This is a genomic window from Sinomicrobium endophyticum, from assembly GCF_052983315.1.
Genome location: NZ_JBRKIS010000043.1, coordinates 249,051 through 274,663, shown reverse-complemented (window position 1 = coordinate 274,663; position 25,613 = coordinate 249,051). Strand labels below are relative to the sequence as shown.

The following is a 25,613-nucleotide window of genomic DNA, read 5'->3' as shown; positions in this document are numbered from 1 at the left end:
TTTGCACCGGTTTTTGGGAAGATAAGAAATAAACACCGGGTTTTCGTAACGAACGGATGTATAATATTCCAGACCTGGAAACAGAAAAAAATTAAGAATAGGAAATAACAGATCATGCTCAATATTCACAACTTATCGATTTCTTTTGGGGGCGAGTTTCTTTTTGAAGAAGTGTCTTTTCGGTTGAACCCGGGAGACAGGGTGGGCCTTATAGGAAAGAATGGTGCGGGAAAGTCTACGATGTTAAAGTTGCTGTCCGGTGAAATGCGGCCGGATACCGGGGTCATAGCTTTTGATAAAGACGTGTGCGTCGGTTTTCTGAAGCAGGATATCGATTTTGTACAGGGGCGTACCGTATTGGAAGAAGCCTATCAGGCCTTTGAAGAGATCAAAGCCCTGGAAATGCAACTGGACGATATAAATCATAAACTGGCGGAAAGAACCGATTATGAGAGTGAAGCCTATCACCAGTTGATGGTGGATCTTAGTGATATTACACACCGTTATGAGATCCTGGGCGGATACAATTACCAGGGAGAAACAGAAAAGGTATTGCAGGGGCTCGGTTTTAAAAGAGAAGATTTTGACAAGCTTACCGATACTTTTTCCGGTGGATGGCGTATGCGTATAGAACTTGCAAAACTGTTGCTTCAGAACAACGATGTGCTTCTGCTCGATGAGCCTACAAACCACCTGGATATAGAATCTATAATCTGGCTCGAACAGTTTTTACAGCGCTATCCGGGCGCCGTGGTTATCGTGTCGCACGATAAGATGTTTCTGGACAACGTTACCAACAGGACCATAGAGATATCTCTGGGTAAAATATACGATTACAGTAAACCCTATTCCGAATACCTCGTACTTCGTGATGAAATAAAGGAGCAGCAGCTCAATGCCAAGAAAAACCAGGATAAGCAGATACAACAGGCCGAACGACTGATAGAAAAGTTCCGGGCTAAGGCTTCCAAGGCATCTATGGCACAATCGCTTATGAAAAAACTCGACAAAATTGAGCGCGTTGAGGTGGATGAAGAGGATAACAGTGTTATGCATCTTAAATTTCCTGTTTCCATTCAGCCCGGAAAGGTCGTTATAGAAGCGGAAGAGGTCGGTAAGAATTATGGAGAGAAAGAGGTGCTTAAAGGCATTGATCTTCTTGTGGAACGCGGGAGTAAAATAGCTTTTGTAGGCCAGAACGGCCAGGGAAAAACCACTTTGGCAAAGATAATCGTGGGAGAATTGGCTCATACGGGAAATATAAAACTGGGGCACAACGTACAACTCGGGTACTTTGCCCAGAACCAGGCAGAGTACCTGGATGGAGAAAAGACAGTGCTCGGACTTATGGAAGATTCCGCCAACGACACCAACCGAAGTAAAGTCCGGGATATGCTGGGGTCCTTTTTGTTCCGGGGAGATGATGTGGATAAAAAAGTTAAAGTGCTTTCCGGGGGAGAACGAAACCGCCTTGCACTTTGTAAAATGTTGCTGGACCCCTTTAATGTGCTGGTTATGGACGAACCTACCAACCACCTCGATATAAAGTCCAAAAATGTACTTAAGCAGGCTTTGCGGAATTTTGAAGGTACTCTTTTACTGGTGTCGCACGACAGGGATTTTCTCCAGGGGCTGACGGATAAGGTATTTGAATTTAAGGACGGAAAGATAAAAGAATACCTGGGAGATATTAACTTTTTCCTGGAGCAACGGAATGTTGCCGATTTTCGGGCTGTGGAAAAGGCTTCCGTGGAAAAACAGGAAAAAAAAGAAGATAGGCAAAAAGATACCGCACTCTCCTATGAAGAACAGAAGAAGCAGAAATCTCTGAAAAACCGGCTCGGGAAAGTGGAATCACGGATCACCCTGCTGGAAAAGGAGATAAAGGAAACCGATGCAAAGCTGGCTGCGGATTATGATGCTCTGGTCGGTAATAAAGCGTTTTTTAAGGAATACGAAGATAAAAAACGGGAACTGACCGCCCTCACGGTAGAATGGGAGGAGTTGATGGTTACCCTGGACGAATAACGGTAGTATGCAGATGTTATTCTTGTGTCAGAAAAGACTTCCGAAGATTCTCAGAGACTAAACTTTAACTTTTTACAGTACACGGAAGGTTTAAAATACCTGTGTTCAAAATTCCGGATTTATAATTTAAACGGTATCTTTGCACCCGATTATTTAGATGGGAGATATTAGGTATGAGATGTAGAATGAATCTTTTTGAGAGTATTCATACGGTATCTCAGGTCTCACATCTCAAATCTCATATCTGAAAACCGATGAAGACGGCTTTACGAACTACTACAAAAACAGGAACGTTTGCACAGGCTTTGGAAGATTTTAAGCAGATTACCAAAGTAGGCCTGGCCGTTAGTGTGGTATTCTCTTCTGTTGCCGGTTATTTCCTCGGCGCCGAAACTATAGATTACAGGGTGTTGTTATTGCTCATGATAGGCGGGTATTTTATGGTTGGCGCGTCCAATGCCTATAACCAGATCATAGAGCGCGATCTCGATGCCCTGATGAAACGCACCAGGAACAGGCCCATTCCGTCCGGAAGGATGTCCGTAAATACGGCGTTTGTAATCGCTACGGTCTGTGCCGTGCTGGGGATCGTGATATTGTATATGGTAAACCCTAAAACAGCCATGTTCGGGGCCATATCTATTTTTTTGTATACCAGTGTGTATACCCCTTTGAAAACCAAAACACCTTTATCCGTATTTGTAGGGGCATTCCCGGGAGCAATTCCCTTTATGCTGGGATGGGTTGCCGCGACGAATAAATTTGGTATTGAGCCGGGAACCCTGTTTATGATACAGTTTTTCTGGCAGTTTCCCCACTTCTGGGCCATTGGCTGGCTTTTGTACGACGATTACAAAAAAGCCGGATATTATATGTTGCCTACAGGTAAAAAAGACAGTGCCACAGCATTGCAGATAATTATGTATATCATATGGATGATTATCGTTTCCGTATTCCCGGTAACGGGGCTTACAGGCAGATTACACCTGTCCGTAGCTGGAGCTGTGATTGTTGCCTTGCTCGGTGTGGGAATGTTGTATTTTGCTATCCGGCTGTATCACGAGAAAGACAATATAGCCGCAAGAAAACTCATGCTGGCCAGTGTTGCGTACATCACTTTTGTGCAGATAGTGTATGTCGCCGATAAATTTATTGGCGGGTATTAAAATAATATAGAAGGAAAACGGGATGTCCCGATGAGATAATTGCGAAGCATTACATATGGATTTAACACAGGGAACTTTTGAAGAAAAGAATGTCAGGGCTAAGAAAATGATGCTTTGGTTCGGTATGGTGAGCATAGTGATGACTTTTGCAGGCCTTACCAGTGCCTATGTAGTGAGTAAGTCCAGGCCGGATTGGTTGCAGGATTTTGAATTGCCGTCCGCATTTTATATCAGTACGGTGTTCATCGTGGCAAGCAGTGTTACATTTCACCTGGCAAAAAAGGCCATAACAGGATTGCGTCGTGGCGCAGGGACTGTTTTGTTACTCATAACCCTGGTTTTAGGAATAGGATTTATAGCATCCCAGTTTTCGGGTTTTTCACAGATAATAGAAGAAGGGTATTACTTCACCGGAAGTGAGAGCAGTATAACCACCTCGTTTCTTTACGCGATCACCGTAGCGCATATAGCTCACGTTGTGGCTGGTATTATAGTGCTTTTGGTTGTAATTTATAATCATTTTAAAGAAAAGTACGGGCCGGGTCAAACCCTTGGTTTAGAATTGGGTGTGACCTTCTGGCATTTCCTGGATTTTCTGTGGGTATACCTCATTTTATTTTTCTATTTCTTTAGATAAGAAAAAAACGTAAATTTGGGCAGTTTTAAAAAGATATATGTATTAGTGTATGGAAGCTACTGTTACAACAGCTACAGAAGGCAAGGTTTGGGGAGGAGGCAATGAGCCGCTTAATGCCAGTTATGGCAAGATGATGATGTGGTTCTTTATCGTATCCGATGCCTTGACATTCTCCGGATTTCTTGCAGCATATGGTTTTTCGAGATTTAAATTTATAGAATCCTGGCCTATTGCAGACGAAGTGTTTACCCACTTTCCGTTCCTGCATGGTGTAGACGCTCCGATGTACTATGTAGCGTTGATGACCTTTATCCTTATCTTTTCTTCCGTAACTATGGTGCTTGCCGTAGATGCCGGACATCAGCTGAAAAAGACTAAGGTGGCCTGGTATATGTTGTTTACCATCGTAGGTGGTATTATCTTTCTCGGGTCGCAGGCCTGGGAGTGGAAGAACTTTATTCTCGGTGAATACGGTGCCCTGGAAACCAGGGGTGGAAGGATACTGCAATTTGTAGATGCGGATACCGGTAAGCGTATAGCCCTTCATGATTTTGCCACACCTACGGGAGAAACAAAACAAGGAATGAATGCCAACGGGCTTTCTGCAGAAGTAGAAGGCAGTGAGGCAATATATTCTTTAGAAGATATTGTGGCCGGGTTTAATGCGCACTCCAATATAGTCATAAGAACCGAGATGCTGAATGAAGAAGGGCATAAAACCGTACTCAGCAGAACAGAGTCGGCAGAAAAGATAAAGAGTGCCGTTCTGGTTGTAGAGGGGGCTAACCTGGAAAGAAACGAATACGGAAATAGGTTATTTGCAGACTTTTTCTTCTTTATTACCGGGTTCCACGGATTTCACGTGTTCTCCGGGGTAGTTATCAACGTTATTATATTCTTTAACGTAATACTCGGTACCTACGAAAAGAGAAAGAGCTATGAAATGGTAGAAAAGGTAGGGTTGTACTGGCACTTTGTAGACCTGGTTTGGGTATTTGTATTTACATTCTTCTATCTAGTATAAAATAAAAAGGCAACAAAGGCGATCCCTCAGGAGAGTTTAGATAATATATAATTAGAAAATGGCAGCACACGCACACGCATCTAACGTAAAGAGAATATGGATGGTATTTGTTATATTGTCCGTAATAACTATAGTAGAAGTAGCTCTCGGTATCGTAAAGCCGGAGTGGTCTATGGCTCACGTTGTAGGGATGAAGATCCTCAACTGGATATTTATCATCCTTACCATAGTTAAGGCATATTATATAGCCTGGGCTTTTATGCACCTCGAAGGGGAAAAAGGAGCTTTCAGGTGGTCTATTGTCCTGCCGCTTCTTATACTCATTCCTTATCTGATATTCATATTACTTACCGAAGGTAGTTATGTGCATGATGTATTAAGTAACGGCTTTGTGAGTTGGGACTTCTAAACCACATTTAACAATATTAAGAAGGCGGTTTTAAACCGTCTTTTTTATTTTTGTAGCACCTTTAGAGTAGTCTCCTGAAAAAGGGAAATAAGTTCGACAGGTTCTTTAATTGATGTTTACGAATGAAAAAGTATATAGTTCTCGGAGTATTGTTTATCCTTCCTATTATAGCCTATCTTTTCTTTGCTTCGGGGGTGAATAATTTTGTGAAGTTGCCTGTACTGACAGAGAATGTCGGGGAGGTGTCGGCTTTTCATTCTTTGAGTGGTGATGAGGTACGGCTGGAAGACAAGATTACGGTACTTGGTTTTCTTGGAAAGCATCCCGATAAAATGAAAGGCAATGCCTTTAACATCAATCAGAAGATATACAAGAGATTCTACAATTTTTCCGATTTTCAGTTTGTGATGATCCTCCCCGAGGGTACGGAGGAAGAAGCACGGGAATTAAAAAAGGAATTGTCCCCGCTTACCGATATGGTGAACTGGAAGTTCCTCTTTGGAAAAGAAGAGGATATCGCAGACCTTTTTCACAGCTTGAAAAGCAATGTATCCCTGGATAAAAATATGAGCATTCCTCTGGTGTTTATTGTAGACCGTGAACGCAATTTAAGAGGGAGGAAAAAAGATAAAGATTCCGATAATGTTTTGTTTGGATTTGATGCTTCATCTGTGGCGGAACTCAATGACAAGATGATAGACGATATAAAAATATTGCTGGCGGAATATCGCCTGGAGTTGAAAAAAAATAACACTACCAGTAAGCGGGATTCTTATCTCAGGAAATTAAATGACAATTAATAAAGCCGGTTGCGTCGTTATGGCAAATGCGGTTATGTTTAATGGAAAAGTGAAGTTCTTATGAAAGGTAATTATACATATGTCTGGGTTTCTCTGGTTATTCTTGTATTCGGTATTATTTTTATACCTAAAATAATAGACCGGGTAAAGGATGGCGATGTGGTGGATGGTGACCGTCATAAGATAGGCAAGGAGCATAAAGATATCGGAAAGGAAGAACTGGTTGTGGTAGGAGAGGTGCCGCCATTTGCTTTTACGGATCAGAATAATAAGAAAATAACCAATGCCGATTATAAAGGTAAGGTTTATCTCATCGAGTTTTTCTTTACTACCTGCCCTACCATTTGTCCTGTAATGAACAAAAATATGGTAAAGATACAGGAAGCATTCCGGGATAATCTTAAATTCGGAATAGCCTCTATAACCATTAATCCGGAGAATGATACGCCGGAAGTTCTCAAGGCATATGCGGAAAAGTACGGCGCGGAACATCCGAACTGGCATTTCCTTACCGGTGATCAGGACGAAATATATCAGCTCGCTAATAATGGTTTTAACCTGTATGCAGGAGTAAACCCCGAAGTGGATGGAGGTTTTGAACATTCCGGAATGTTTGCCCTGGTAGATGAAAAAGGAAATATACGCTCCAGAATAGACAAATTCGGTAATCCTATGGTGTATTATGATGGGTTGGAACAACAGGGTATAGACATGTTAAAAGAAGATATTGGCATTCTGCTGGGAATTTAAATATGAACCTATGACAGCAACAACCATTGAAGAGAAGAAATACAATAAGCTTATCCTTGTCTTATCTATTGTGATTCCTGTAGCGGTGGCCATTCTTTTTGGAGTAAAGATTCCCAACGTGGAGCCGTTGACCTTTTTACCGCCTGTTTATGCTACGATAAACGGCCTTACGGCTGTTTTGCTGTTCACGGCCGTGTGGGCTGTTAAAAATGGAAAAATTAAGCTTCACGAACGCCTGATGAAAATATGTATAGGCTTGTCCGCTGCATTTTTGATTATGTATATAGCCTATCATATGACCTCAGATTCTACCGTATACGGAGGAGAGGGGATAATAAAATATGTGTACTATTTTATCCTGATAACACATATACTGCTCTCCATTATCATCATACCACTGGTATTGATATCCTTTGTCAGGGCATTGGCAAAGAGGTTTGACAGGCACAGGAAAATAGCACGGATTACTTATCCCATATGGCTTTATGTAGCCGTTACCGGAGTTGTGGTTTACCTGATGATTTCCCCGTATTACGCATAAGCTAAGTCTTGTTCGGATAAAACATTGTAAATTTTATAGTTATTAGCACTAAATATCTCATACTCGTTTTCGTTCTCCTATGGACGGTATTGCCGGCCGGGGCACAGTGTGCCATGTGCAGGGCCGTACTGGAAAGCGGGGAAGGGCAGGAAGCCGCCAGGGGTATTAATAACGGTATTATATATCTTATGGCTATCCCGTATATTGTTATGGGTATACTTGGCTATTTCGTATATCGCAGGTTCCGCAGCAAATAAAAACCCCTTTTCAAAGTATGGCTATTGAGGTTTCGTACCGGTAAGTACTCTGAGGTCGAGTATGGCAAGGTTGTAGTTTAATTGTGCGGCATAGGCGTTCCGGGCTGCTTTCTCCAGTTCCACTTTGGTTTCCAGAAGCTCTTTTTTAGTGATTAATCCCGTTTCCAGTCCATTGTTTTTAATACGGAATTCTTCTTCCCGGAACATGTGGGCCTGCCGGGCGGTGGAAAGAAGTTGCTCCGCCTGTTTGGCATTACGGTATGCCTTCGTTATTTTGTTCCGGATCTCATCCCTGGTATTTTCCGCATATAACGAGGCTTGTAATTGCCTGGACTTAATTTGTTCCAGTTCCGATTTGCGTTTGCCGAAGTCCAGGAAGTTCCAGGTGAGGTTAGCCCCGACAAAATAGTTGGTTTCCGGGAGTTCTTCGATGATTCCCTGGTAAGTGACCCCGCCGGTAATTCCCAGATCGGGGAGGTAGGCGTTTTTGGCGGCAGCTACCCCGTGTTCTGCCTTTTCCTGTTGATATACGGCAGCCCGGATATCCGGATTGTCCCGCATGGCTCTCGCCAGGTATTCGCTTTCCGGTTGCAGAATATATGGCGCTTCCGGGAGTGGAGCCAGTTCCAGGACAACCGTGTCTGCCAGGGAAAGGGTGTTGCGAAGATCAGCCATGTAATTATCCCTGTTTATTTCGGCTTCCAGAAGAAGGTGCTCCTTGCTTGCTTTTTCCGCCTTTAATCCCAATACGTTCACCTCCTGGGTCTCTCCGGCTATACGTGCGCTTTCCGCATCGTATAACCGGGCTTCTGCCAGTTCGACTTCCGCTTTTGCTTCCCCGATTTTTTTATCCTGTATTTTTACGGCATAAAATAGTTTTTCTACTCCGGCTTCGACCTCCAATGCTGCTTTGTGAAGTTTACTGTTCTCCATTTCATTTTCCGCCCGAATTGCTTTTACACCATGACGAACCCGGAAAAGCTGGGTGACCGGCTGATAAGCCAGTATACCCGCAGTAAAAATGTCCCTGTCTCCCTGGTATAGTGTAAAATCGTTCCAGGGTATGGGGATGTTCAGGAAATCCCCGATACCCCCACGGGGGATCACAAAATTATTGTCTCTGAACGAATGGAGATAGTTGCCGCTGGCATACAGTACTGGTTTCCCCTTTGCAGACATGGCCCGGATCTTGTAAAAACTCTCGTTTGCCTTTTCCTGCTGAATGCGAAGAAGCCTGTTTTCGGAAAGCGCTATTTCCTTTGCTTCTTCCAGGCCGAGAACACGCGATTGCTGGGCTTTGATACCGAGTGGTAGTAGCAGGAGCAATAATAACAGGTGAATATGGATCGGCAATTTGTTCATATTTTACGATTCATGTGAGATGAGGTGTGTTATATCCCGGGGGTTTTATCAGCAGGGCATAGAGTACGGGAATAGTAAGCAGAGCCATTACCATGGACCAGACCACACCTACCGCAAGTACACTGGCGAGCGGACTCCACATCGGAGAACCCGAAATTATCATAGGTAATACCCCGAAGGCTGCAGCCATAGCTGTCAGGAAAATAGGACGTAGCCTTCTTTTTCCGGCTTCGATGGCCGCTTCCTGTATGGAATCTCCTTTAATGAGCAGTTCGTTGGTGTAATCTATTAAAATAATAGCATTGCGGACGACCACGCCGGAAAGGCTGATGAGCCCGACAAAAGCCGTAAAACCAAAATTGTTACCAGTGATCAGAAGCCCGAGAAAAGCCCCGAAAAGGCTGAGCGGAATGGTGAGCATGACCAGCATGGTTTCTTTCAGGTTTTTGAACTGGAACAATAAAATAAGGAAGATGAAGACGATGCTTATACCCAGGGCAATGATCATCTGGCTGAAGGTTTCTTCCTTGTTTTCGTATTCTCCGCCATAAGTTATTCTGTAGCCCGCAGGTAAATCTATTTTATCGATCTCTTTTCGTGCAAGGTTCAGTACCTGTTCGGGAAGGACTCCTTTTTTGCTTTCACTCAGCACCGATAGGGTGCGTACCCCGTTACGGCGTACAATACGTCCTGTATGCCATTGTGGGGTAAGCTCGGCGATCTGCCGGAGCGGAACAGAACCTCCTGTAACCGGGGAGGGCAGATATGTGTTTTCCAGCCGGCTGAAATCCTTCCGGCTTTCCTCATCCAGCCGCAGGACCAGGTCTACCGGGGTATTGCCTTCATACATGGTACTCACCGGGGCCCCGGAAAAACCTACATACAAGGTTTTGGCCACACTTTCCGTGGTGAAGCCCAGGCGGCTGGCCTCTGGTTTCAGTTGTATGTTTATACCGTAATAGTCTTCGTGGAAATTGTCACGTACATTATCGCTTCCCGGAGTGTCCTTTAATATGTGACTTATCTGTTCCCCGATATTTTTTACCGCTTGTATCTCCTCTCCGGAAATACGGACTTCCACAGGAGCGAGATAAGGTGTTCCCTGCTGCATGAGTTTTACCAGGGCACGGCCTTCGGGAGCAAGGGCATTGACTTTTTCCGCCAATTCTTCCGAAAATTCCCGGGCGGTGTCGTCATTGGTAGTATTTATAAGTATCTGGGCAAAATTCGACGCCGGTACTTCCGGGGCAAAGTTGTAATAAAAACGTGGAGCACTGCTTCCGGTAAAGACGGCATGCGAAAGTACCCGTTTGTCTCCGGTAATTTCCCCGGCAATACGTTGAATGACTTCTTCGGTCTTCTCTACTTTGGTACCTGTAGGCATCCAAAGATCAATGACAAACTGGTTGCGTTCCGCTGCCGGAAAAAATTTCTGCGGAATGAAAAAATACATGGCCACTCCAAGTACGATCATAAACAAACTGCCGTAAACAGTAACCCTGTGATGTGTCATACACCAATCCAGGGACTTGTCATAAACGGTTTGGAGGTGGTCCAGCATCGAAGGTTTTTTATCAGTTCCCTGATTGTCCTGGTGCAGCCCTTTCTTTATAAAGGCATGGCAGAGGATGGGGGTAAATGCCATAGCCATCAGGAAAGAAGAGGCCAGTGCAATAGTTACCGTAAGGGGAAGGGCGAGAATAAACTCGCCGACGGATCCGCTTAAGATGATCATGGGTAAAAAGGCAGCGATAATAGTTATGGTAGCTGTGAGCACCGGGATAACGAGATCGGTGGCACTCTTCCAGGCTGCTTTGGAAGGCGGCATTCCTTCATCCAGAAGTTCCACGTAGTTGTCGGCAATAACTATGGCATCATCTACCACCATACCGAGCACCACGATCAGGGCCGCAAGGGAGACCTGATGCAATTCTATGCCGAAGGCGTGCAGCATGGCAAAAGTCATGGCGATGGTCATAGGAATGGCCATGGCGGCTACAAGCGCGATGCGAAATGGTAAAAGAACGAGGATAACGATAACCACAGCAACGATAGCAATAAAGAACTCCCGTATAAAATGACTGACATTGTGGTCTACCAGTGCGGGTTGATCGATAACCTTTACAATTTTCACATCAGAAGGGAGTTGCTCCCGTACTTCGTTTATAATTCGTTCGACTTCCTCCCCGAAATCCACAATGTTATTCCCTTCCTGCATTTGGAGGGAGAGCATCACGGCAGAAGAACCGTTTACGGCAGTATACGAATCGGCTTCTTCATATCTTCGTTCTATGTGCGCTACATCTCCAATGCGGATAACGTCGCCGTTTGGGGCGGTTCCGACCACCTGTTGTGCAATTTCTTCTTCCGTATTATAGTAACCCGTGGTGTAAAAGGGAACTTGTTCTGTATCTGTTTTCAGATGGCCGCTGGGGTAAATGTTGTTTTGTGACCGCAGTATATTTATAACCTCGCTGAACTTTACGCCATACTGTGCCAGTTTTTCCGAATTGGAAGTGATGACGATCTCCTGTTGCCTTTCCCCGATTCGCTTCATCTTGGACACGGCGCGGATGTTTCGCAACCTGTCTTCGAGTTTTCGGGTGTATTCTTTTAATTGCCGGGAATCGGTATTTTGAGCTGTAATCCCAAGTACGATAGCTTCCGTATCCCCGAAATCCGAATTTGTAATGGGGCCTATGACCCCTTGGGGAAGCCCTGTTTGTTTGGTGACCTGCAGAGCAATACTCAGTTTGTTCCAGAAGACATCCGGACTTTCCACCCATTCTTCCAGCTCTACCTGGATGACCATGAGTTCGTCCCGCGATGTGGAAAATGTTTTTCCCTTTCTTACTTCGGAAAACTGGAACAGAGTTTCTTCGACTTTACGGGTAAGCTGATCTTCTACCTGCAAAGAGTTGGCTCCGGGAAAATATGCCAGTACCAATCCCTGTCTTACGGTTATTTTCGGATCTTCCCTGCGGGGCATGGTCAGAAGGGAATACACTCCGGCAAAAAATACGATCACCAGTACGGAAATGGTGACCTGGGGATGTTTCAGGGATGATCGTACGAAGTTCATGGACGTTATTTTATGGTTACCGGTGTGCCGTCGTATAATTTTTGCTGTCCTCCGGTGACAATCTGATCTCCTTCACGCAATCCGGAGGTGACTTCTATTTCCTGTTTAAATAGTTTTCCGACGGAGATACTGCGTTTGAATACCCGGTTTTTGTCTGTGTCCAGTACATATACATAGGTGTTGTTGTCCGGATCTCTTAAAACAGCATTCCCGGGAATGGTCAGTATATTTTCTTTACGACGAGTGTCAATATGTATTTCGGCAATCATACCCGGAAGTATTTTGTGGTCCGGGTTTTCCAGGATGATCCTGGCATTGTAGGTGCGTGTGGTGGCTTCGGCGGCCAGTCCGACTTCCGTTACTTTACCTGTATAAACGGTGTCCAGGGCCGGAATGGTAACCCTGGCTTCCTGGTCTCTCCGGATCAGGCTTATATTGTTTTCCGGAACTGCGGCATTGACTTTTATCTGGTCTATATCCGCAAGTCCGAACAGGGGCATTCCCTTATCAATCACTTCTCCTTCAGATACGCCTTTTTTTAGCAGTACACCGGAAATAGGAGCGTAAAGACGGGTGTCGTTCACATTTTTGTTTCGTAATTTTTGTTGCGCCCTGGCCTGTTGAAGTCCCGCCTGTACCTGTACAAAATCAGCCTCGCTTAAGCTGTTGCGGTCATACATGATCTTAAGCCGGTTGTATTTATCCTCTACTTCAAGCAGCTTACCTTCGGCGGCTTCCAGTCCGATGCGATAATCGGAATCGTCCAGGCTGGCCAAAAGAGCCCCTTTTTTAATGCTTTCTCCTTCACGGATCGCAACATAGTTTACTTTTCCGGCAACCATAAATCCGAGGCGAAGAGTTTCCTTTCCTTCTACGTTGCCACTCAGGGATACGGAAGTGAAAACAGTATCATTTCTCACGGATTTTACTTCTACTGATTGTGCTTCCGGCTTCTTTTCTTTGTTTTTGTCTGAAGAACAACCGCTTATTACAAGAACCGGGAAAAGGAAGAAAATAAGGCTCTTTGCAGGTGAAAAACGATCTGACAGCATTTTGGTGAGATTTTGTTTACAATACCAAAATACAGCTTTTACACCATTAAAAAAAGGGGGAAATCACGATTTGTAGTAAGATGTCTGAAAAAGTTTGTTGTGTATGGGGGAAAATCAGTTGTTTTCGGAGAATAAAAACAATGCCTGAAAAGCATCGCTATTCAGGCATGTCCGCAACTTTTATGTTATGCTGATATTAGCAGTGTTCGTTATATGCTTCTACCAGGTTATCAGCTATCAATTCTGCCGGACGGCCCTCAATGTGGTGACGTTCCAGCATGTGTACGAGTTCCCCGTCTTTGAAAAGAGCCATACTTGGCGAAGAAGGGGGGAAAGGAACCATGCGACCCCTGGCTCTGTCGGTAGCTTCCCGGTCTACTCCGGCAAAAACAGTAACTATATGGTCCGGCTTTTTGGCATTGTCCAAAGACATTTTGGCGCCGGGCCTCGCGTTTGCAGCAGCACATCCGCATACCGAGTTAACCACAACAAGGGTGGTTCCCGGTTTGGCCAGAGCTGCATCTACGTCTTCTGCGGTATGTAATTCTTGAAACCCGACATTGGTCAGGTCTTCTTTCATCGGTTTTACTAATTCTTCCGGATACATATTTCTACTTTTTTTGACTTGTCTACAAAATTACAAATAATTTTGTGGAGAAACGATGCTTTAACAGTTTGTTTAGCTTTCCGAATCAAGGCCTTAAGCTGAAGGCGGACAAAGATGGCAGGATAGCGCTTCGTTCGGGGGTGTCTTTTATTTAACATGCAGATATGCAATTTTTATAAATAAATCGTAAGTTTGGGCAACCTCAAAAAATATCTATATGTCACAGTTTTGGCTGTATTTTAAACTGGGGCTTACGCATGTCCTGGATATCCATGCTTACGACCATATTCTTTTTCTTGTTGCGTTAACGGTACCTTATACCTTTAACCACTGGAAGAAGATATTATGGTTGGTTACCGTATTTACCATAGGGCATACTCTGTCCCTTATTATGTCTACATACGGACTCATACGGGTAAGCGCCACCCTGGTGGAATTTCTTATTCCGGTAACTATTTTTATTACCGCATTGTTTAATATATTTACGGCAAAGCGCTCGGGAATAGAAAAATTCGGGCCTGCATTTTTTGTAACCCTGTTTTTCGGGATTATTCACGGTCTCGGTTTTTCATCGTATTTTAAAGGGATTATTGCGGGCGAGGAAAATAAGTTGCTGCCACTACTCGAATTTGCATTGGGGATTGAAGCGGCACAGATTATCGTAGTACTTGTAGTACTTATTGCAGGGTTTATTTTGTCTACCGTGTTCCGGTTTAACCGGAGGGATTGGATCCTGGTCATATCGGCTATGGTAATAGGTATTGTTTTACCGATGCTGATAGAAAACTATCCGTATTGATATGTCAGAAAAGAAACAGGAAAAATACGACAGAGCCTATCTGCGGATGGCTATGGAATGGAGCAAGCTGTCCTATTGTAAACGCAGACAGGTAGGAGCTATCATCGTAAAGGACAGGATGATCATATCCGACGGGTATAACGGAACTCCGACGGGTTTTGAAAATATTTGTGAGGATGATGAGGGGTATACCAAATGGTATGTGCTCCATGCGGAAGCCAATGCCATACTTAAGGTGGCTTCTTCTACACAGTCGTGCAACGGCGCTACTTTGTACATAACCTTGTCTCCTTGCAAAGAATGTAGTAAATTAGTACATCAGGCAGGAATCACCAGAGTGGTCTATCACCAGGCATATAAAGATGATTCCGGATTACAATTTCTCGCCAAAGCAGGCGTTGAATTAGAACATATACCCAACCTGGAAGAGTATGAAGGATGAAAAGAAAATATGGCTGCCCCTGCTGATAGCTGTCGCATTAGCTGCAGGAGTGCTTATTGGCGGGAAGATCAATTTTAAAGATGCTCCCGAAAAACTCTTTTCATCCAACTCCAAGAAAGAAAAGCTCAATCGCCTTATCGATTACATAGATTACGAGTATGTAGATGATGTCAATACCGACAGTATCGTAGATATCACCGTAAACGAAATACTGGAGAAACTGGATCCGCATTCCGTGTATATACCCAGGGAAGACCGGCAGAGAGTAGCAGAAAACATGCAGGGGGATTTTGTGGGAATCGGGGTGAGTTTTTACATGTATAAAGACACACTTTCGGTGATCAGGCCTATAGAAGGCGGTCCCAGTATCCGTGCTGGGATTAAGCCGGGAGATCGTATTCTGTATGCGGATAACGACACCCTTTTCGGTAAGGAGATCCGGAGCAGGGACCTGGTAAACAAGCTTAAAGGTGTTTCGGGTACCCCCGTACAGGTAAAAGTTTATCGGAAAGATCAGGACTCATTACTCACTTTTAATATAAAAAGGTCTAAAGTGCCTATCCGCAGTGTAGATGCTTTTTACATGCTTACCGATACCCTCGGGTATATAAAGATAAACCGTTTTGCAGAAACTACGTATAAAGAATTTAAAGAAGCACTCGGTTTATTGACAAGACGTGGTGCAAAAGAGCTGGTTCTTGATCTTCGGGATAATCCCGGCGGATATATGGGAGTAGCCGAAGAAATAGCCGATGAGTTCCTTGAAGAAAATAAGCTGATATTGTTTACCAAGAATAAGAAGGGAGAAGTGCGAAAGACATTTGCTACCTCCAAGGGAGATTTTGAAGATGGTAAAGTATATGTTCTTATCAACGAAAAGTCCGCTTCTGCCAGTGAGATCATTGCCGGGGCACTTCAGGATAATGACAAGGGCATTATTGTGGGCAGGCGGTCCTTCGGAAAAGGACTGGTACAGCGCGAAATGGCCTTGGGAGACGGTTCTTCCGTGCGGCTAACCGTCTCCAGGTATTATACTCCTACAGGAAGGTCTATACAGCGTTCGTATGATAATGGTATAGATGATTATTACGGCAAGTTCTATGAACGGTATCACAATGGCGAGCTGGCTTCTGCAGACAGTATTCACGTAGAAGATTCCCTGAAGTTCACAACGCCGAAAGGCAAAATAGTTTACGGAGGGGGAGGAATTATCCCGGATGTGTTTATTCCGTTGGACACCAATCTGGAAGAAGAAGCGTTAAACTATATACTTCAAAACGGATTTTTGTCTTATTTTGTGTTTGAATATCTGGACAGGGACAGAAACCTGTTCAGTAAATACGATGAAGAAGAATTTTTACAAAATGTTGTGATAGAAGATAAGCTTATCGAAGAATTTGTAAGATACGGACAGCGTAACAGGGGATTGATAGGAGTAGATTTTTCCAGGATAGATTTCTCCAAATACAAAGACAACCTCAAAAAGCATATTAAGGCCACTATTGCAGAACAGCTTTACGGTAGTGTGGCACACATACGCATAATAAATACAGGAGACAACACCATTTCCAAAGTACTGGAAATAAGCCGGACCGGCGATGAAGAGGTGGTTAACTATGTCCGTCCCGAAAATTAAACCCGTTATATCTTATCGTGTACCTTGCTGTGTTTGCCGTTATTCCATAGGGTGAGAATATCCGTGGCTACCTGTGCACCGCTACCTGCGGCTATAGCAAACTGACTGCGCCACCCGGCCAGGGTTCCGGCTACATAAATACCTTCTTTTACCAGGTGATCCGTGTTTTGCAGTTGTTTTCTGTTTTTTTCGGGAGGAGATAGCCTGTGTGGGATGAGATATTCGTTTAACCCTTCGATATTAAAAAGATCGGTATATCCGGTAGCAATTACTACAATCCTGGCTTTATACTCGCTCTTGTTGGTCTTAACAGTAAAATTCCCGGCTTCTCCGGTTACAGCTACTACCTTTTCTCTTTCTATTTGTGTTACACCGGGATATTTATCTGCCAGATGCTGTTTCCCTTGTTCCAGGATTTCCATCCCGGTAGTTCCCGGTGCCATGCCCAGAACATTATTCAATAAAGCACTTTGCAGGTGCGAAGCCTTCTGATGCATAATGATCCCGGTATTTTTGTCCTTGCCGTACGCGGTATTTCGGGAAGACCCTAATATAAGGGCACACTGCATGCCTGCAGCTCCTCCGCCTATGATCATGACGTCAAACACTATCTCTTATTATTAATTTTGTCCTGTATCTTCTTGGAGAGTGTAAAAATAACGAGTAGTAATATGGCGCAAAGAGAAGAAACAACGCCTATCATGGCTATAATACTATCCCCTTCCATTGGAGCATTGAAGTCTATTAGGGTAACGTTATAAGCTATAAGGCCAATGGCTGCGAGGATCAGTATAAGGATGAAATATTTCATGAATGCTTATTTGTTTTTATCGGAGAGACAAAGGTACAAAGAATTCGGCACCCGGAGACAAGATGCTAGGAAGTGAATGTATAAACCTTAGTCTCTAAAACAAGTTGGTAGCGTTACTGGCGAATAGTTTTACCGCAATGGCAAGCAGCACGACACCGAATATTTTACGAATCACTCCAAGTCCCGATTTGCCCAGCATCCGTTCTATTTTCTTCGAAAATTTCAATACGATGTAAACAAAAAGGATATTAATGATAATAGCCACAATAATATTTTCCACATGATACTCCGCTCTTAGGGATAAAATAGAGGTCATGGTCCCGGCACCTGCTATAAGCGGAAAAGCCAGGGGGACTACCGAGGCTGTCTCGGGAGCATCGTCATTATAAAGTGTGATGCCAAGGACCATTTCTATGGCGAGGAAAAAAATAATAAAAGAACCCGCCACGGCAAAAGAGTAAACATCAATCCCGATAAGACTGAGTATTTTTTCACCGACAAAAAGAAAGGCGATCATAATAATCCCGGCGATAACAGATGCCTTTTCCGATTGAATGTGCCCTACTTTTTCCCGCAGTGCGATAATGATCGGAACGCTCCCGATGATGTCGATTACGGCAAACAAAACCATTGTCGCCGTAGCAATTTCTTTAATGCTAAAGTTCATAATAGCAACAAGTTAAAAAAAAATGATGGCAAAAGTAAGCATATCCGCCGGATAAACAGAACTCTCCGGTTAAAAAAATAACCGGCGGCCCTTCATCACGGATAGGCGTGCGTGGAGCTTAATTATGGATTCGGAAAAACAGGTCAGTGTTTCTCTAGGATCTCAAATAATAATTCCGGCTCATTGGTAGTAATAAAATCGACATCCTGTTGCAGCAGCCATTCCATATCTTCCCGTTTGTTTACCGTCCATACATTTACCGTAAGCCCTTCTTCTTTTGCCTGTTTTATCCATTCCGGGTGTTCTTTCATGGTTTTTATGTAGTAGTCCAGGCCAAAGAAACCGTCTTTTTTCAGTTCGGCAGGGGACAGGTCGCCGTTGAGGTAAGCGACATTGGCCTGAGGATCCAGGGCCATTACTTTTTTGCAGATATCGTAGTCAAAGCTGATGTAGTCTATCCACTCCTGAGCTTTCAGCCTGTGCACCAGCGCAACAGATTTCTCTGCCAGTTCCAGGCCACGAGCCTTGTCTTTGGACGGTTTTATTTCAAATATGAGTTTGGTATGGCGTTGCTTCATACCCTCTTTAATGTATGTCTCGACTGTCGGAATTTTTTCGCCGTTCGGGTATTGCTTTTGCAGTAATTCCTCGTAGGTGGAGTCTTCTATGTGTATTCCCATAAAATCCGCATCGTGGTTTACCACAAGCACTCCGTCTTTGGTCATCCATACATCAAATTCAGAACCCTCGCATCCTAGTTTTATGGCCTGGTTGAGGGAGGCAAGTGAGTTTTCCGGATATCTGGCTTTTTTAAATGCGCCACGATGGGCAATTACTTTGTTTTTATTAAAGCCTTGTCCTTCCTGGGCAACAGCTTTCTCTGAAATGCCGGTTGCTATCATACACGTAATAAAAAAGAAAAGTATTTTTTTCATGTTTTTGGGTCTTTTGTAAAAAAAAGCTGTGCTAAAATAGGAAAATAATCTTGGTTGTCTCCGTAATATGATCGCTAACTTAATGTTAGCTAAACGTAAAGAGTTAAAGAAAAAAAATACTTCGTACATCCAACTTCGTACTTCATACTTTTGTCCATATCTTTGCAGCATGTTTCAATTAGGAAAGACCATAGTGTCCGAAGAGATTCTGGAGGAAGATTTCGTATGTAACCTGTCCGCGTGTAAAGGGGCCTGTTGTGTTGACGGAGATGCCGGTGCTCCTCTCGATAAGGAAGAGACTGCCATACTCGATGCCATATACCCGGAAGTGAAACCCTTTTTGCGCGCAGAAGGGGTTGCTGCGATTGAAAAGCAGGGAACTTTTGTTAAAGGTGAAGACGGTGACTGGGAAACTCCCCTGGTCAATGGCAGCGAATGTGCCTATGTTATCTTTGATAAAAAAGGAACGGCGCTCTGTGCCATAGAAGAAGCCTATAACCACAAGAAAATATCCTGGAAAAAACCTGTTTCCTGTCACCTTTACCCGGTGCGGGTCAAGGAATACTCCCAGTTTGCAGCCGTAAACTACCACAAATGGTATATTTGTGACGACGCCTGCGCTCTCGGAAAGGAATTTCAAGTGCCTGTGTACAAATTCGTAAAAGATGCCCTGATCCGTAAGTTCGGAGAAGGCTGGTACAGGGAACTGGAAGAAGTGGCCGAAGGACTGAAAAGATAAAAGCGAGGTTTCGGATTCCTGGCTCGCGTAGTATACTTCCGTATTATTTTATCGTAAAAAGCAGAATTTCCATTTAGTCCTTACAGCGTTGTTTTTTATGTATGATGTCTGGATAGTGCCTTTAAAATAAGGATTTTTTTGAAATATCTTTGTTTTTTAACAGGAAAAAAAGTTGAATTTAATAGCTTGTATTTCAGTTTTTTATGTTTTTCGGGAAGGAAGACGCCGGGAAAACATTTCAACAAGGACTGTTAAAAACTTTTACAGGAAAGCATCGCTTTAGCCTTTCATTTCTAACGACATTTTGCAATCTTTGTTAGTCCCAACCTACCCCATTCAATAAAGTATTAACTTCCTAAAAACGAGAAGAAATGTCCATTACTACAGAGCCCATTTTACAAGAGAACAAAGACAGGTTTGTCATTTTTCCGATCAAGCACCACGATATCTGGGAATGGTACAAAAAACAGGAGGCTTGTTTCTGGACCGCCGAAGAAATTGATCTGCATCAGGACCTGAGTGACTGGAATAACAAACTGAGTGATGATGAGCGGTATTTCGTAAAACACATCCTGGCGTTCTTTGCGGCTTCTGATGGAATTGTCAATGAGAATCTGGCGGAAAACTTCGTGAATGAAGTGCAGTATTCCGAGGCAAAATTCTTCTACGGTTTCCAGATCATGATGGAAAACATCCATTCGGAAACCTATTCTTTGCTGATAGATACCTACGTCAAGGAAGAAAATGAAAAAAATCAGTTGTTTAAAGCTATCGAGGTGTTCCCGGCGATCAGGAAAAAAGCGGACTGGGCGCTGCGCTGGATAGAATCCGATTCTTTTGCGGAAAGGCTGATCGCTTTCGCCGCGGTAGAAGGCATCTTCTTCTCGGGGGCCTTCTGTTCTATTTTCTGGCTGAAAAAACGAGGACTCATGCCCGGTCTTACCTTTTCCAATGAATTGATATCGAGAGACGAAGGAATGCACTGTGACTTTGCTGTACATCTGCATAACAACCACCTGGTGAACAAAGTTCCGAAAGAACGGATCAAGGAGATCATCATTGATGCCCTGAACATCGAAAGGGAGTTTATTACAGAGTCCCTTCCGGTAAGTTTGATAGGGATGAATGCCAAACTGATGACACAATACCTGGAATTCGTAACGGACAGGTTGCTGGTAGAAATGGAATGCGAAAAAGTATACAATGCCACCAACCCGTTCGATTTTATGGATATGATATCCCTGCAGGGGAAAACCAATTTCTTTGAGAAACGGGTATCCGAATACCAGAAAGCAGGTGTGCTGAATAAAGATAAAGATGACGAGTCGCAAAAGATCAGCTTCGATGCCGATTTTTAACGGACGGTAACACAAACAGATTATGAAAAATATTTAATAAAAAAACAGTAGCGGTATGGATGTAATTAAAAGAGACGGTAGGAAAGAGCCGGTGATGTTCGACAAGATCACTGCGCGGGTACGAAAATTGTGTTACGGGTTGAATACTTTGGTAGATCCCGTAAAAGTGGCAATGCGTGTCATTGAAGGATTGTACGATGGCGTAACCACTTCAGAGCTGGACAACCTGGCAGCTGAAATTGCAGCTACCATGACCACCACACACCCCGATTATGCCAAACTGGCTGCAAGGATATCCGTTTCCAACCTGCATAAGAACACCAAGAAGTCTTTTTCGGAAACCATGGCCGATCTCTACAATTATGTAAACCCCCGTACCGGGAAGAAAGCGCCGCTGCTGTCTGATGAAGTTTACAAAGTAGTCCAGGAAAATGCCGAAGCCTTAGATTCCACCATCATATACAACAGGGATTTCGGGTATGACTATTTCGGGTTTAAGACCCTCGAACGTTCGTATCTGCTGAAACTCAACGGTAAGATAGCCGAGCGTCCGCAACATATGCTTATGCGTGTTGCCGTAGGGATTCACCTCGATGACATGGAGAGTGTTGTGGAAACATACGAACTCATGTCTAAAAAATACTTTACACACGCTACGCCCACCCTGTTTAATTCCGGAACACCCAAACCGCAAATGTCTTCCTGTTTCCTGCTCGCCATGAAGGATGACAGTATAGACGGCATTTACGATACCTTAAAGCACACCGCAAAAATATCCCAGTCTGCCGGGGGAATAGGCCTTTCCATACACAACGTCCGTGCAACCGGGAGTTATATTGCCGGTACCAACGGTACTTCCAATGGTATAGTGCCCATGCTTCGCGTATTTAACGATACGGCCCGTTACGTAGATCAGGGCGGAGGAAAGCGAAAAGGGAGCTTTGCCATATACGTAGAGCCGTGGCATGCCGATATTATGGATTTCCTCGACCTGAAGAAAAACCACGGAAAGGAAGAAATGCGTGCGAGGGACCTGTTCTATGCCATGTGGATACCGGACCTGTTTATGAAAAGAGTAGAACAAAACGGAAGCTGGACCCTCATGTGCCCTAACGAATGTCCCGGACTGTTCGATAGCTATGCAGAAGAATTCGAGAAAAAGTACGAAGAATACGAAGCTGCCGGCAAAGGAAGGAAGACTGTAAAAGCAAGGGATCTTTGGGAAAAAATACTCGAATCGCAGATAGAGACCGGAACACCGTATATGCTATACAAGGATGCTGCTAACCGCAAATCCAACCAGAAGAACCTGGGAACCATACGCTCTTCCAATCTCTGTACCGAGATCATGGAATACACCTCTCCTGATGAGGTGGCTGTATGTAACCTGGCATCCATAGCACTGCCCATGTATATCAAAGGCAATGAGTTTGATCATAAAGAACTCTATAAAGTTACCAAAAGGGTTACAAGGAACCTAAACAGGGTTATCGACAGAAACTATTACCCGGTAAAAGAAGCGGAGAACTCCAATTTCCGTCACCGTCCCATAGGACTTGGTGTACAAGGGCTGGCGGATACTTTTATTCGCCTGAGAATGCCTTTTACTTCCGATGAGGCCAAAACACTGAACCAGGAAATTTTCGAGACTATCTATTTTGCCGCGGTAACAGCGTCTATGGAAATGGCCAAAGAAGAAGGAGCGTACGAAACCTTTAAAGGATCTCCGATCTCACAAGGTGAATTCCAGTTTAACCTGTGGGGAATAAAAGACGAAGAACTGAGCGGAAGATGGAACTGGACAAAGTTGCGCAAAGATGTGATGAAACACGGTGTACGAAACTCCCTGCTTGTTGCGCCGATGCCTACCGCATCCACTTCGCAGATACTTGGTAACAACGAGTGCTTTGAGCCATACACATCCAACATTTATACGAGAAGGGTATTATCCGGGGAGTTCATAGTAGTAAACAAACACCTTTTGGAAGACCTGGTAAACCTCGGTCTGTGGACGGAAGACCTGAAACAGGAACTGATGCGTGCCAACGGGTCCATACAACATATAGATGGTATTCCCCAGGACATAAAAGAACTCTACAAAACCGTATGGGAGCTCAGCATGAAAGATATTATAGATATGTCCCGTCACAGAGGATACTTTATCGATCAGTCCCAGTCGCTGAACCTGTTTATGGAAAATGCGAATTTTGCCAAACTTACTTCTATGCATTTCTATGCCTGGAAGAGCGGGCTCAAGACAGGAATGTACTATCTGAGGACCAAATCAGCCGTAGATGCCATTAAATTTACACTGGACAACAGCAAGAAGGCTGCTCCCGAACCAAAGCAGGAAGAAGTGCCGGCAGGAGTAGCGGCCATAATACAAAGTGCACCTGAAAACCAGCCGGTAGCCGTAGAGCCCCTGACTCCGGAAGAGCTGAAGGAAATGCTGGCCAAGTCCCGCGAAAGTGAAGACGATGACTGCCTGATGTGCGGGTCTTAAAAAGAGAAAGTTTATAAGTAAATTATAACACAACCCCGGAGAAGCTTTACCGAAGGCTTTTTCGGGGTTTTGAAATGCAGACGGATAAGGAAATAGATCGATTGTTCCGGGGAAATATCAGGAATATGTACAAATCACTTAAATTATAGTCTATGCAAAAAAAATACTACTATCTTCCCGAAAAAGTATACGCTGGTAAAGGTAAACGCCTGGCCAACTTTGTTATAGACCGGATAGTGATCTATATATTGACATTTTTGATGGGTATGCTGGCCTATATATTGTCAGAAATATTGGATATGGGAGGTTTTCTCCGTTTTGTAGAAAATATGACCACTATAGAAGAACTTTTGTTCGGAGTGGTTGTCAGCCTGATCTATTACATGGCTTTGGAGAGTACGACGGGTAGGACCATAGGGAAGTTTGTAACCAATACAAGGGTAATTAACGAAAGTGAAAAGAAAGCTACTCCCGATGAGGTATTTATCCGGAGTCTCTGTCGTTTTATTCCCTTTGACGCCTTTTCCTTTTTAGGCAGTGAAGGCAGGGGATGGCACGATTCCATACCCAAGACCTATGTGGTGGACATTAAAAAATACGACGAAGAAAAACAAATACGGGAAGGCCTGGACCAATTAGGAGCAAACACACAAGAAATATGATGCAGTGGGAAGAACTTTTGTCCCTTAGACGACAAGGAGACAAAAACAAAAGATTACGCAAAGAACAGGAAGAGACCCGTCTCGGGTTTGAGGTCGATTATGACCGTATTATATTTTCTTCTTCCTTCAGGAGTTTACAGGACAAAACACAGGTAATTCCGTTGTCCAGGACCGATTTCGTACACACACGTCTCACCCACAGTATGGAAGTATCGGTAGTAGGGCGTAGCCTCGGGAGGATCGTAGGCATAAAAATACTGGAAAAGCATCCTTACCTGCAGGAAGTGCACGGTTACAGGTTTAATGATTTCGGCGCTATCGTGGCGGCGGCAGCCCTTGCTCACGACATCGGCAACCCGCCTTTCGGACATAGTGGAGAGAAAGCCATAGGAGCATTTTTTAAGACCGGGGAAGGGGTAAAATACAAAGAATTCCTTGACGCAAAACAATACCAGGACCTGACCGATTTTGAAGGAAATGCCAATGGTTTTAAGATACTCACCGAAAGCCGGGAGGGTGTACAAGGAGGGTTGAGACTCAGCTATGCCACTCTCGGAGCGTTTACCAAGTACCCGAAGGAATCCCTTCCCAAGAAGCCGACACAGCATATTGCCGATAAAAAATTCGGTTTTTTCCAGTCCGAAAAAGATTTTTTTGGAGAGGTAGCTTCCGAACTTAGACTGCGATGTACACGCAGTGGAGAAAATGTGTCCTATGCCCGGCATCCGCTTGCTTTTCTCGTGGAAGCAGCAGACGATATTTGTTATACGATCATCGATTTTGAGGACGGCATTAACCTGGGGCTGATAGATGAAGAATATGCCCTGGAATACCTGATAAAACTGGTGAAAGACCGGATAAACACAGGTAAATACGGAGAACTGAAAACCAAGGAAGACCGGATAAGTTACCTCCGTGCCCTGGCTATAAACACACTTATCGAAGAAGCCGCACGGGTGTTTATAGAAAACGAAGAAGCTATATTAAAAGGAGAATTTTCCACATCGTTGCTGGACAAGTGCAAGTACACGGCACAGGTGAATGATATAATAAAACTAAGTATTGAAAAGATATACAAATCCGAAGAAGTGACCGAAAAGGAAATAGCAGGTTATGCTATTATGGAGAAACTTCTCGGCGTTTTTTGTAAAGCCGCCTTGCATCGGTTCCTGGGAGAAGAGACCCATTACGATAATCTCGTACTACAGCTTATACCCGAAAAATACCTTCAGGGATTCACTTCCGAATACCAGTGCCTACTCGGTGTAAGTTGTTTTGTGGCGAGTCTCACCGATGGAAGAGTGGTAGGTATTTACAATAAGATCAACGGGGGACAGATCGGTTAA

The 25,613-nt window shown here is 44.0% G+C and carries 25 protein-coding genes; 17 read left to right on the top strand and 8 right to left on the bottom strand.

Features of this window, described 5'->3' with window-relative positions; translation table 11 throughout:
* Positions 1-114: 114 nt before the first annotated feature.
* The 9 genes from ACVBDU_RS17905 to ACVBDU_RS24045 all read left to right on the top strand — a co-directional run bounded on the left by ACVBDU_RS17905 (position 115) and on the right by ACVBDU_RS24045 (position 7,612).
* Positions 115-2,028 carry an ABC-F family ATP-binding cassette domain-containing protein gene (locus ACVBDU_RS17905; RefSeq protein WP_447181097.1) on the top strand — a complete coding sequence of 638 codons (1,914 nt, stop codon included), beginning with the start codon at positions 115-117 and terminating at the stop codon, positions 2,026-2,028.
* A 254-nt stretch (positions 2,029-2,282) separates the two neighbouring features.
* Complete coding sequence (gene cyoE, locus ACVBDU_RS17900) at positions 2,283-3,194, top strand: heme o synthase (RefSeq protein ID WP_447181096.1); 912 nt, start codon at positions 2,283-2,285, stop codon at positions 3,192-3,194.
* A gap of 55 nt (positions 3,195-3,249) precedes the next feature.
* Positions 3,250-3,831, top strand: a complete 582-nt coding sequence (locus ACVBDU_RS17895; protein ID WP_447181095.1) for a cytochrome c oxidase subunit 3 — start codon at positions 3,250-3,252, stop codon at positions 3,829-3,831.
* 49 nt (positions 3,832-3,880) lie between these two features.
* On the top strand, positions 3,881-4,855 hold the full coding sequence (locus ACVBDU_RS17890) for a cytochrome c oxidase subunit 3 (protein WP_447181094.1): 975 nt from the start codon (positions 3,881-3,883) through the stop codon (positions 4,853-4,855).
* A 58-nt stretch (positions 4,856-4,913) separates the two neighbouring features.
* The gene (locus ACVBDU_RS17885; RefSeq protein WP_447181093.1) at positions 4,914-5,264 is read left to right on the top strand and encodes a cytochrome C oxidase subunit IV family protein; all 351 of its coding nucleotides are present in this window, start codon (positions 4,914-4,916) and stop codon (positions 5,262-5,264) included.
* A 122-nt stretch (positions 5,265-5,386) separates the two neighbouring features.
* A complete protein-coding gene (locus ACVBDU_RS17880) occupies positions 5,387-6,064 on the top strand; it encodes a hypothetical protein (RefSeq protein WP_447181092.1) in 678 nt (225 codons plus the stop codon).
* A 60-nt stretch (positions 6,065-6,124) separates the two neighbouring features.
* Positions 6,125-6,814 (top strand): SCO family protein, encoded by a 690-nt coding sequence (locus tag ACVBDU_RS17875; RefSeq protein ID WP_447181091.1) that lies wholly within the window; start codon positions 6,125-6,127, stop codon positions 6,812-6,814.
* A 10-nt stretch (positions 6,815-6,824) separates the two neighbouring features.
* The gene (locus ACVBDU_RS17870) at positions 6,825-7,355 is read left to right on the top strand and encodes a DUF420 domain-containing protein (RefSeq protein ID WP_447181090.1); all 531 of its coding nucleotides are present in this window, start codon (positions 6,825-6,827) and stop codon (positions 7,353-7,355) included.
* Between the two features lie 41 nt (positions 7,356-7,396).
* Entirely contained in the window at positions 7,397-7,612 is a 216-nt protein-coding gene (locus ACVBDU_RS24045; protein WP_514372388.1) for a CAMCR motif-containing small membrane protein, read from the top strand.
* A gap of 21 nt (positions 7,613-7,633) precedes the next feature.
* On the opposite strand, the gene ACVBDU_RS17865 is transcribed toward ACVBDU_RS24045, so the two are convergent.
* The 4 genes from ACVBDU_RS17865 to ACVBDU_RS17850 form a co-directional block, all read right to left on the bottom strand.
* Complete coding sequence (locus ACVBDU_RS17865) at positions 7,634-8,974, bottom strand: TolC family protein (RefSeq protein ID WP_447181089.1); 1,341 nt, start codon at positions 8,972-8,974, stop codon at positions 7,634-7,636.
* Positions 8,975-8,984: 10 nt separating this feature from the next.
* Entirely contained in the window at positions 8,985-12,056 is a 3,072-nt protein-coding gene (locus tag ACVBDU_RS17860) for an efflux RND transporter permease subunit (protein ID WP_447181088.1), read from the bottom strand.
* A 5-nt stretch (positions 12,057-12,061) separates the two neighbouring features.
* Positions 12,062-13,108 carry an efflux RND transporter periplasmic adaptor subunit gene (locus ACVBDU_RS17855; RefSeq protein ID WP_447181087.1) on the bottom strand — a complete coding sequence of 349 codons (1,047 nt, stop codon included), beginning with the start codon at positions 13,106-13,108 and terminating at the stop codon, positions 12,062-12,064.
* A gap of 196 nt (positions 13,109-13,304) precedes the next feature.
* Positions 13,305-13,715, bottom strand: coding sequence for a BrxA/BrxB family bacilliredoxin (locus ACVBDU_RS17850; RefSeq protein ID WP_447181086.1), 411 nt, complete (start codon positions 13,713-13,715; stop codon positions 13,305-13,307).
* 217 nt (positions 13,716-13,932) lie between these two features.
* On the opposite strand from ACVBDU_RS17850, the gene ACVBDU_RS17845 reads away from it, so the two are divergent.
* From ACVBDU_RS17845 to ACVBDU_RS17835, 3 genes are read left to right on the top strand one after another with little or no spacing between them, the layout of a single operon-like run.
* Positions 13,933-14,514, top strand: coding sequence for a HupE/UreJ family protein (locus ACVBDU_RS17845; protein ID WP_447181085.1), 582 nt, complete (start codon positions 13,933-13,935; stop codon positions 14,512-14,514).
* Between the two features lies 1 nt (position 14,515).
* Positions 14,516-14,956 (top strand): deoxycytidylate deaminase, encoded by a 441-nt coding sequence (locus ACVBDU_RS17840; protein ID WP_447181084.1) that lies wholly within the window; start codon positions 14,516-14,518, stop codon positions 14,954-14,956.
* Positions 14,946-16,592 (top strand): S41 family peptidase, encoded by a 1,647-nt coding sequence (locus ACVBDU_RS17835; RefSeq protein WP_447181083.1) that lies wholly within the window; start codon positions 14,946-14,948, stop codon positions 16,590-16,592. Before ACVBDU_RS17840 ends, ACVBDU_RS17835 begins: the two co-directional genes overlap by 11 nt.
* 5 nt (positions 16,593-16,597) lie before the next feature.
* Here ACVBDU_RS17835 and ACVBDU_RS17830 read toward each other — a convergent pair whose 3' ends face one another.
* From ACVBDU_RS17830 to ACVBDU_RS17815, 4 genes are all read right to left on the bottom strand, one after another.
* A complete protein-coding gene (locus ACVBDU_RS17830) occupies positions 16,598-17,200 on the bottom strand; it encodes an FAD-dependent oxidoreductase (RefSeq protein WP_447181082.1) in 603 nt (200 codons plus the stop codon).
* Positions 17,200-17,403, bottom strand: coding sequence for a hypothetical protein (locus ACVBDU_RS17825; protein WP_447181081.1), 204 nt, complete (start codon positions 17,401-17,403; stop codon positions 17,200-17,202). The genes ACVBDU_RS17830 and ACVBDU_RS17825 overlap by 1 nt, the downstream gene beginning before the upstream one ends.
* 94 nt (positions 17,404-17,497) lie before the next feature.
* Positions 17,498-18,070, bottom strand: a complete 573-nt coding sequence (locus ACVBDU_RS17820) for a MarC family protein (protein WP_447181080.1) — start codon at positions 18,068-18,070, stop codon at positions 17,498-17,500.
* Positions 18,071-18,213: 143 nt separating this feature from the next.
* A complete protein-coding gene (locus tag ACVBDU_RS17815) occupies positions 18,214-19,005 on the bottom strand; it encodes a glycerophosphodiester phosphodiesterase (RefSeq protein ID WP_447181079.1) in 792 nt (263 codons plus the stop codon).
* Between the two features lie 169 nt (positions 19,006-19,174).
* On the opposite strand from ACVBDU_RS17815, the gene ACVBDU_RS17810 reads away from it, so the two are divergent.
* The 5 genes from ACVBDU_RS17810 to dgt all read left to right on the top strand — a co-directional run bounded on the left by ACVBDU_RS17810 (position 19,175) and on the right by dgt (position 25,613).
* On the top strand, positions 19,175-19,744 hold the full coding sequence (locus tag ACVBDU_RS17810; RefSeq protein ID WP_447181078.1) for a DUF3109 family protein: 570 nt from the start codon (positions 19,175-19,177) through the stop codon (positions 19,742-19,744).
* Positions 19,745-20,115: 371 nt separating this feature from the next.
* Positions 20,116-21,102: a ribonucleotide-diphosphate reductase subunit beta gene (locus ACVBDU_RS17805; RefSeq protein WP_447181077.1), complete on the top strand. Its 987-nt coding sequence runs from the start codon at positions 20,116-20,118 to the stop codon at positions 21,100-21,102.
* A 55-nt stretch (positions 21,103-21,157) separates the two neighbouring features.
* Complete coding sequence (locus ACVBDU_RS17800; protein ID WP_447181076.1) at positions 21,158-23,605, top strand: ribonucleoside-diphosphate reductase subunit alpha; 2,448 nt, start codon at positions 21,158-21,160, stop codon at positions 23,603-23,605.
* A gap of 152 nt (positions 23,606-23,757) precedes the next feature.
* Complete coding sequence (locus ACVBDU_RS17795; protein WP_447181075.1) at positions 23,758-24,267, top strand: RDD family protein; 510 nt, start codon at positions 23,758-23,760, stop codon at positions 24,265-24,267.
* Positions 24,267-25,613: a dGTP triphosphohydrolase gene (gene dgt, locus ACVBDU_RS17790; protein ID WP_447181207.1), complete on the top strand. Its 1,347-nt coding sequence runs from the start codon at positions 24,267-24,269 to the stop codon at positions 25,611-25,613. Before ACVBDU_RS17795 ends, dgt begins: the two co-directional genes overlap by 1 nt.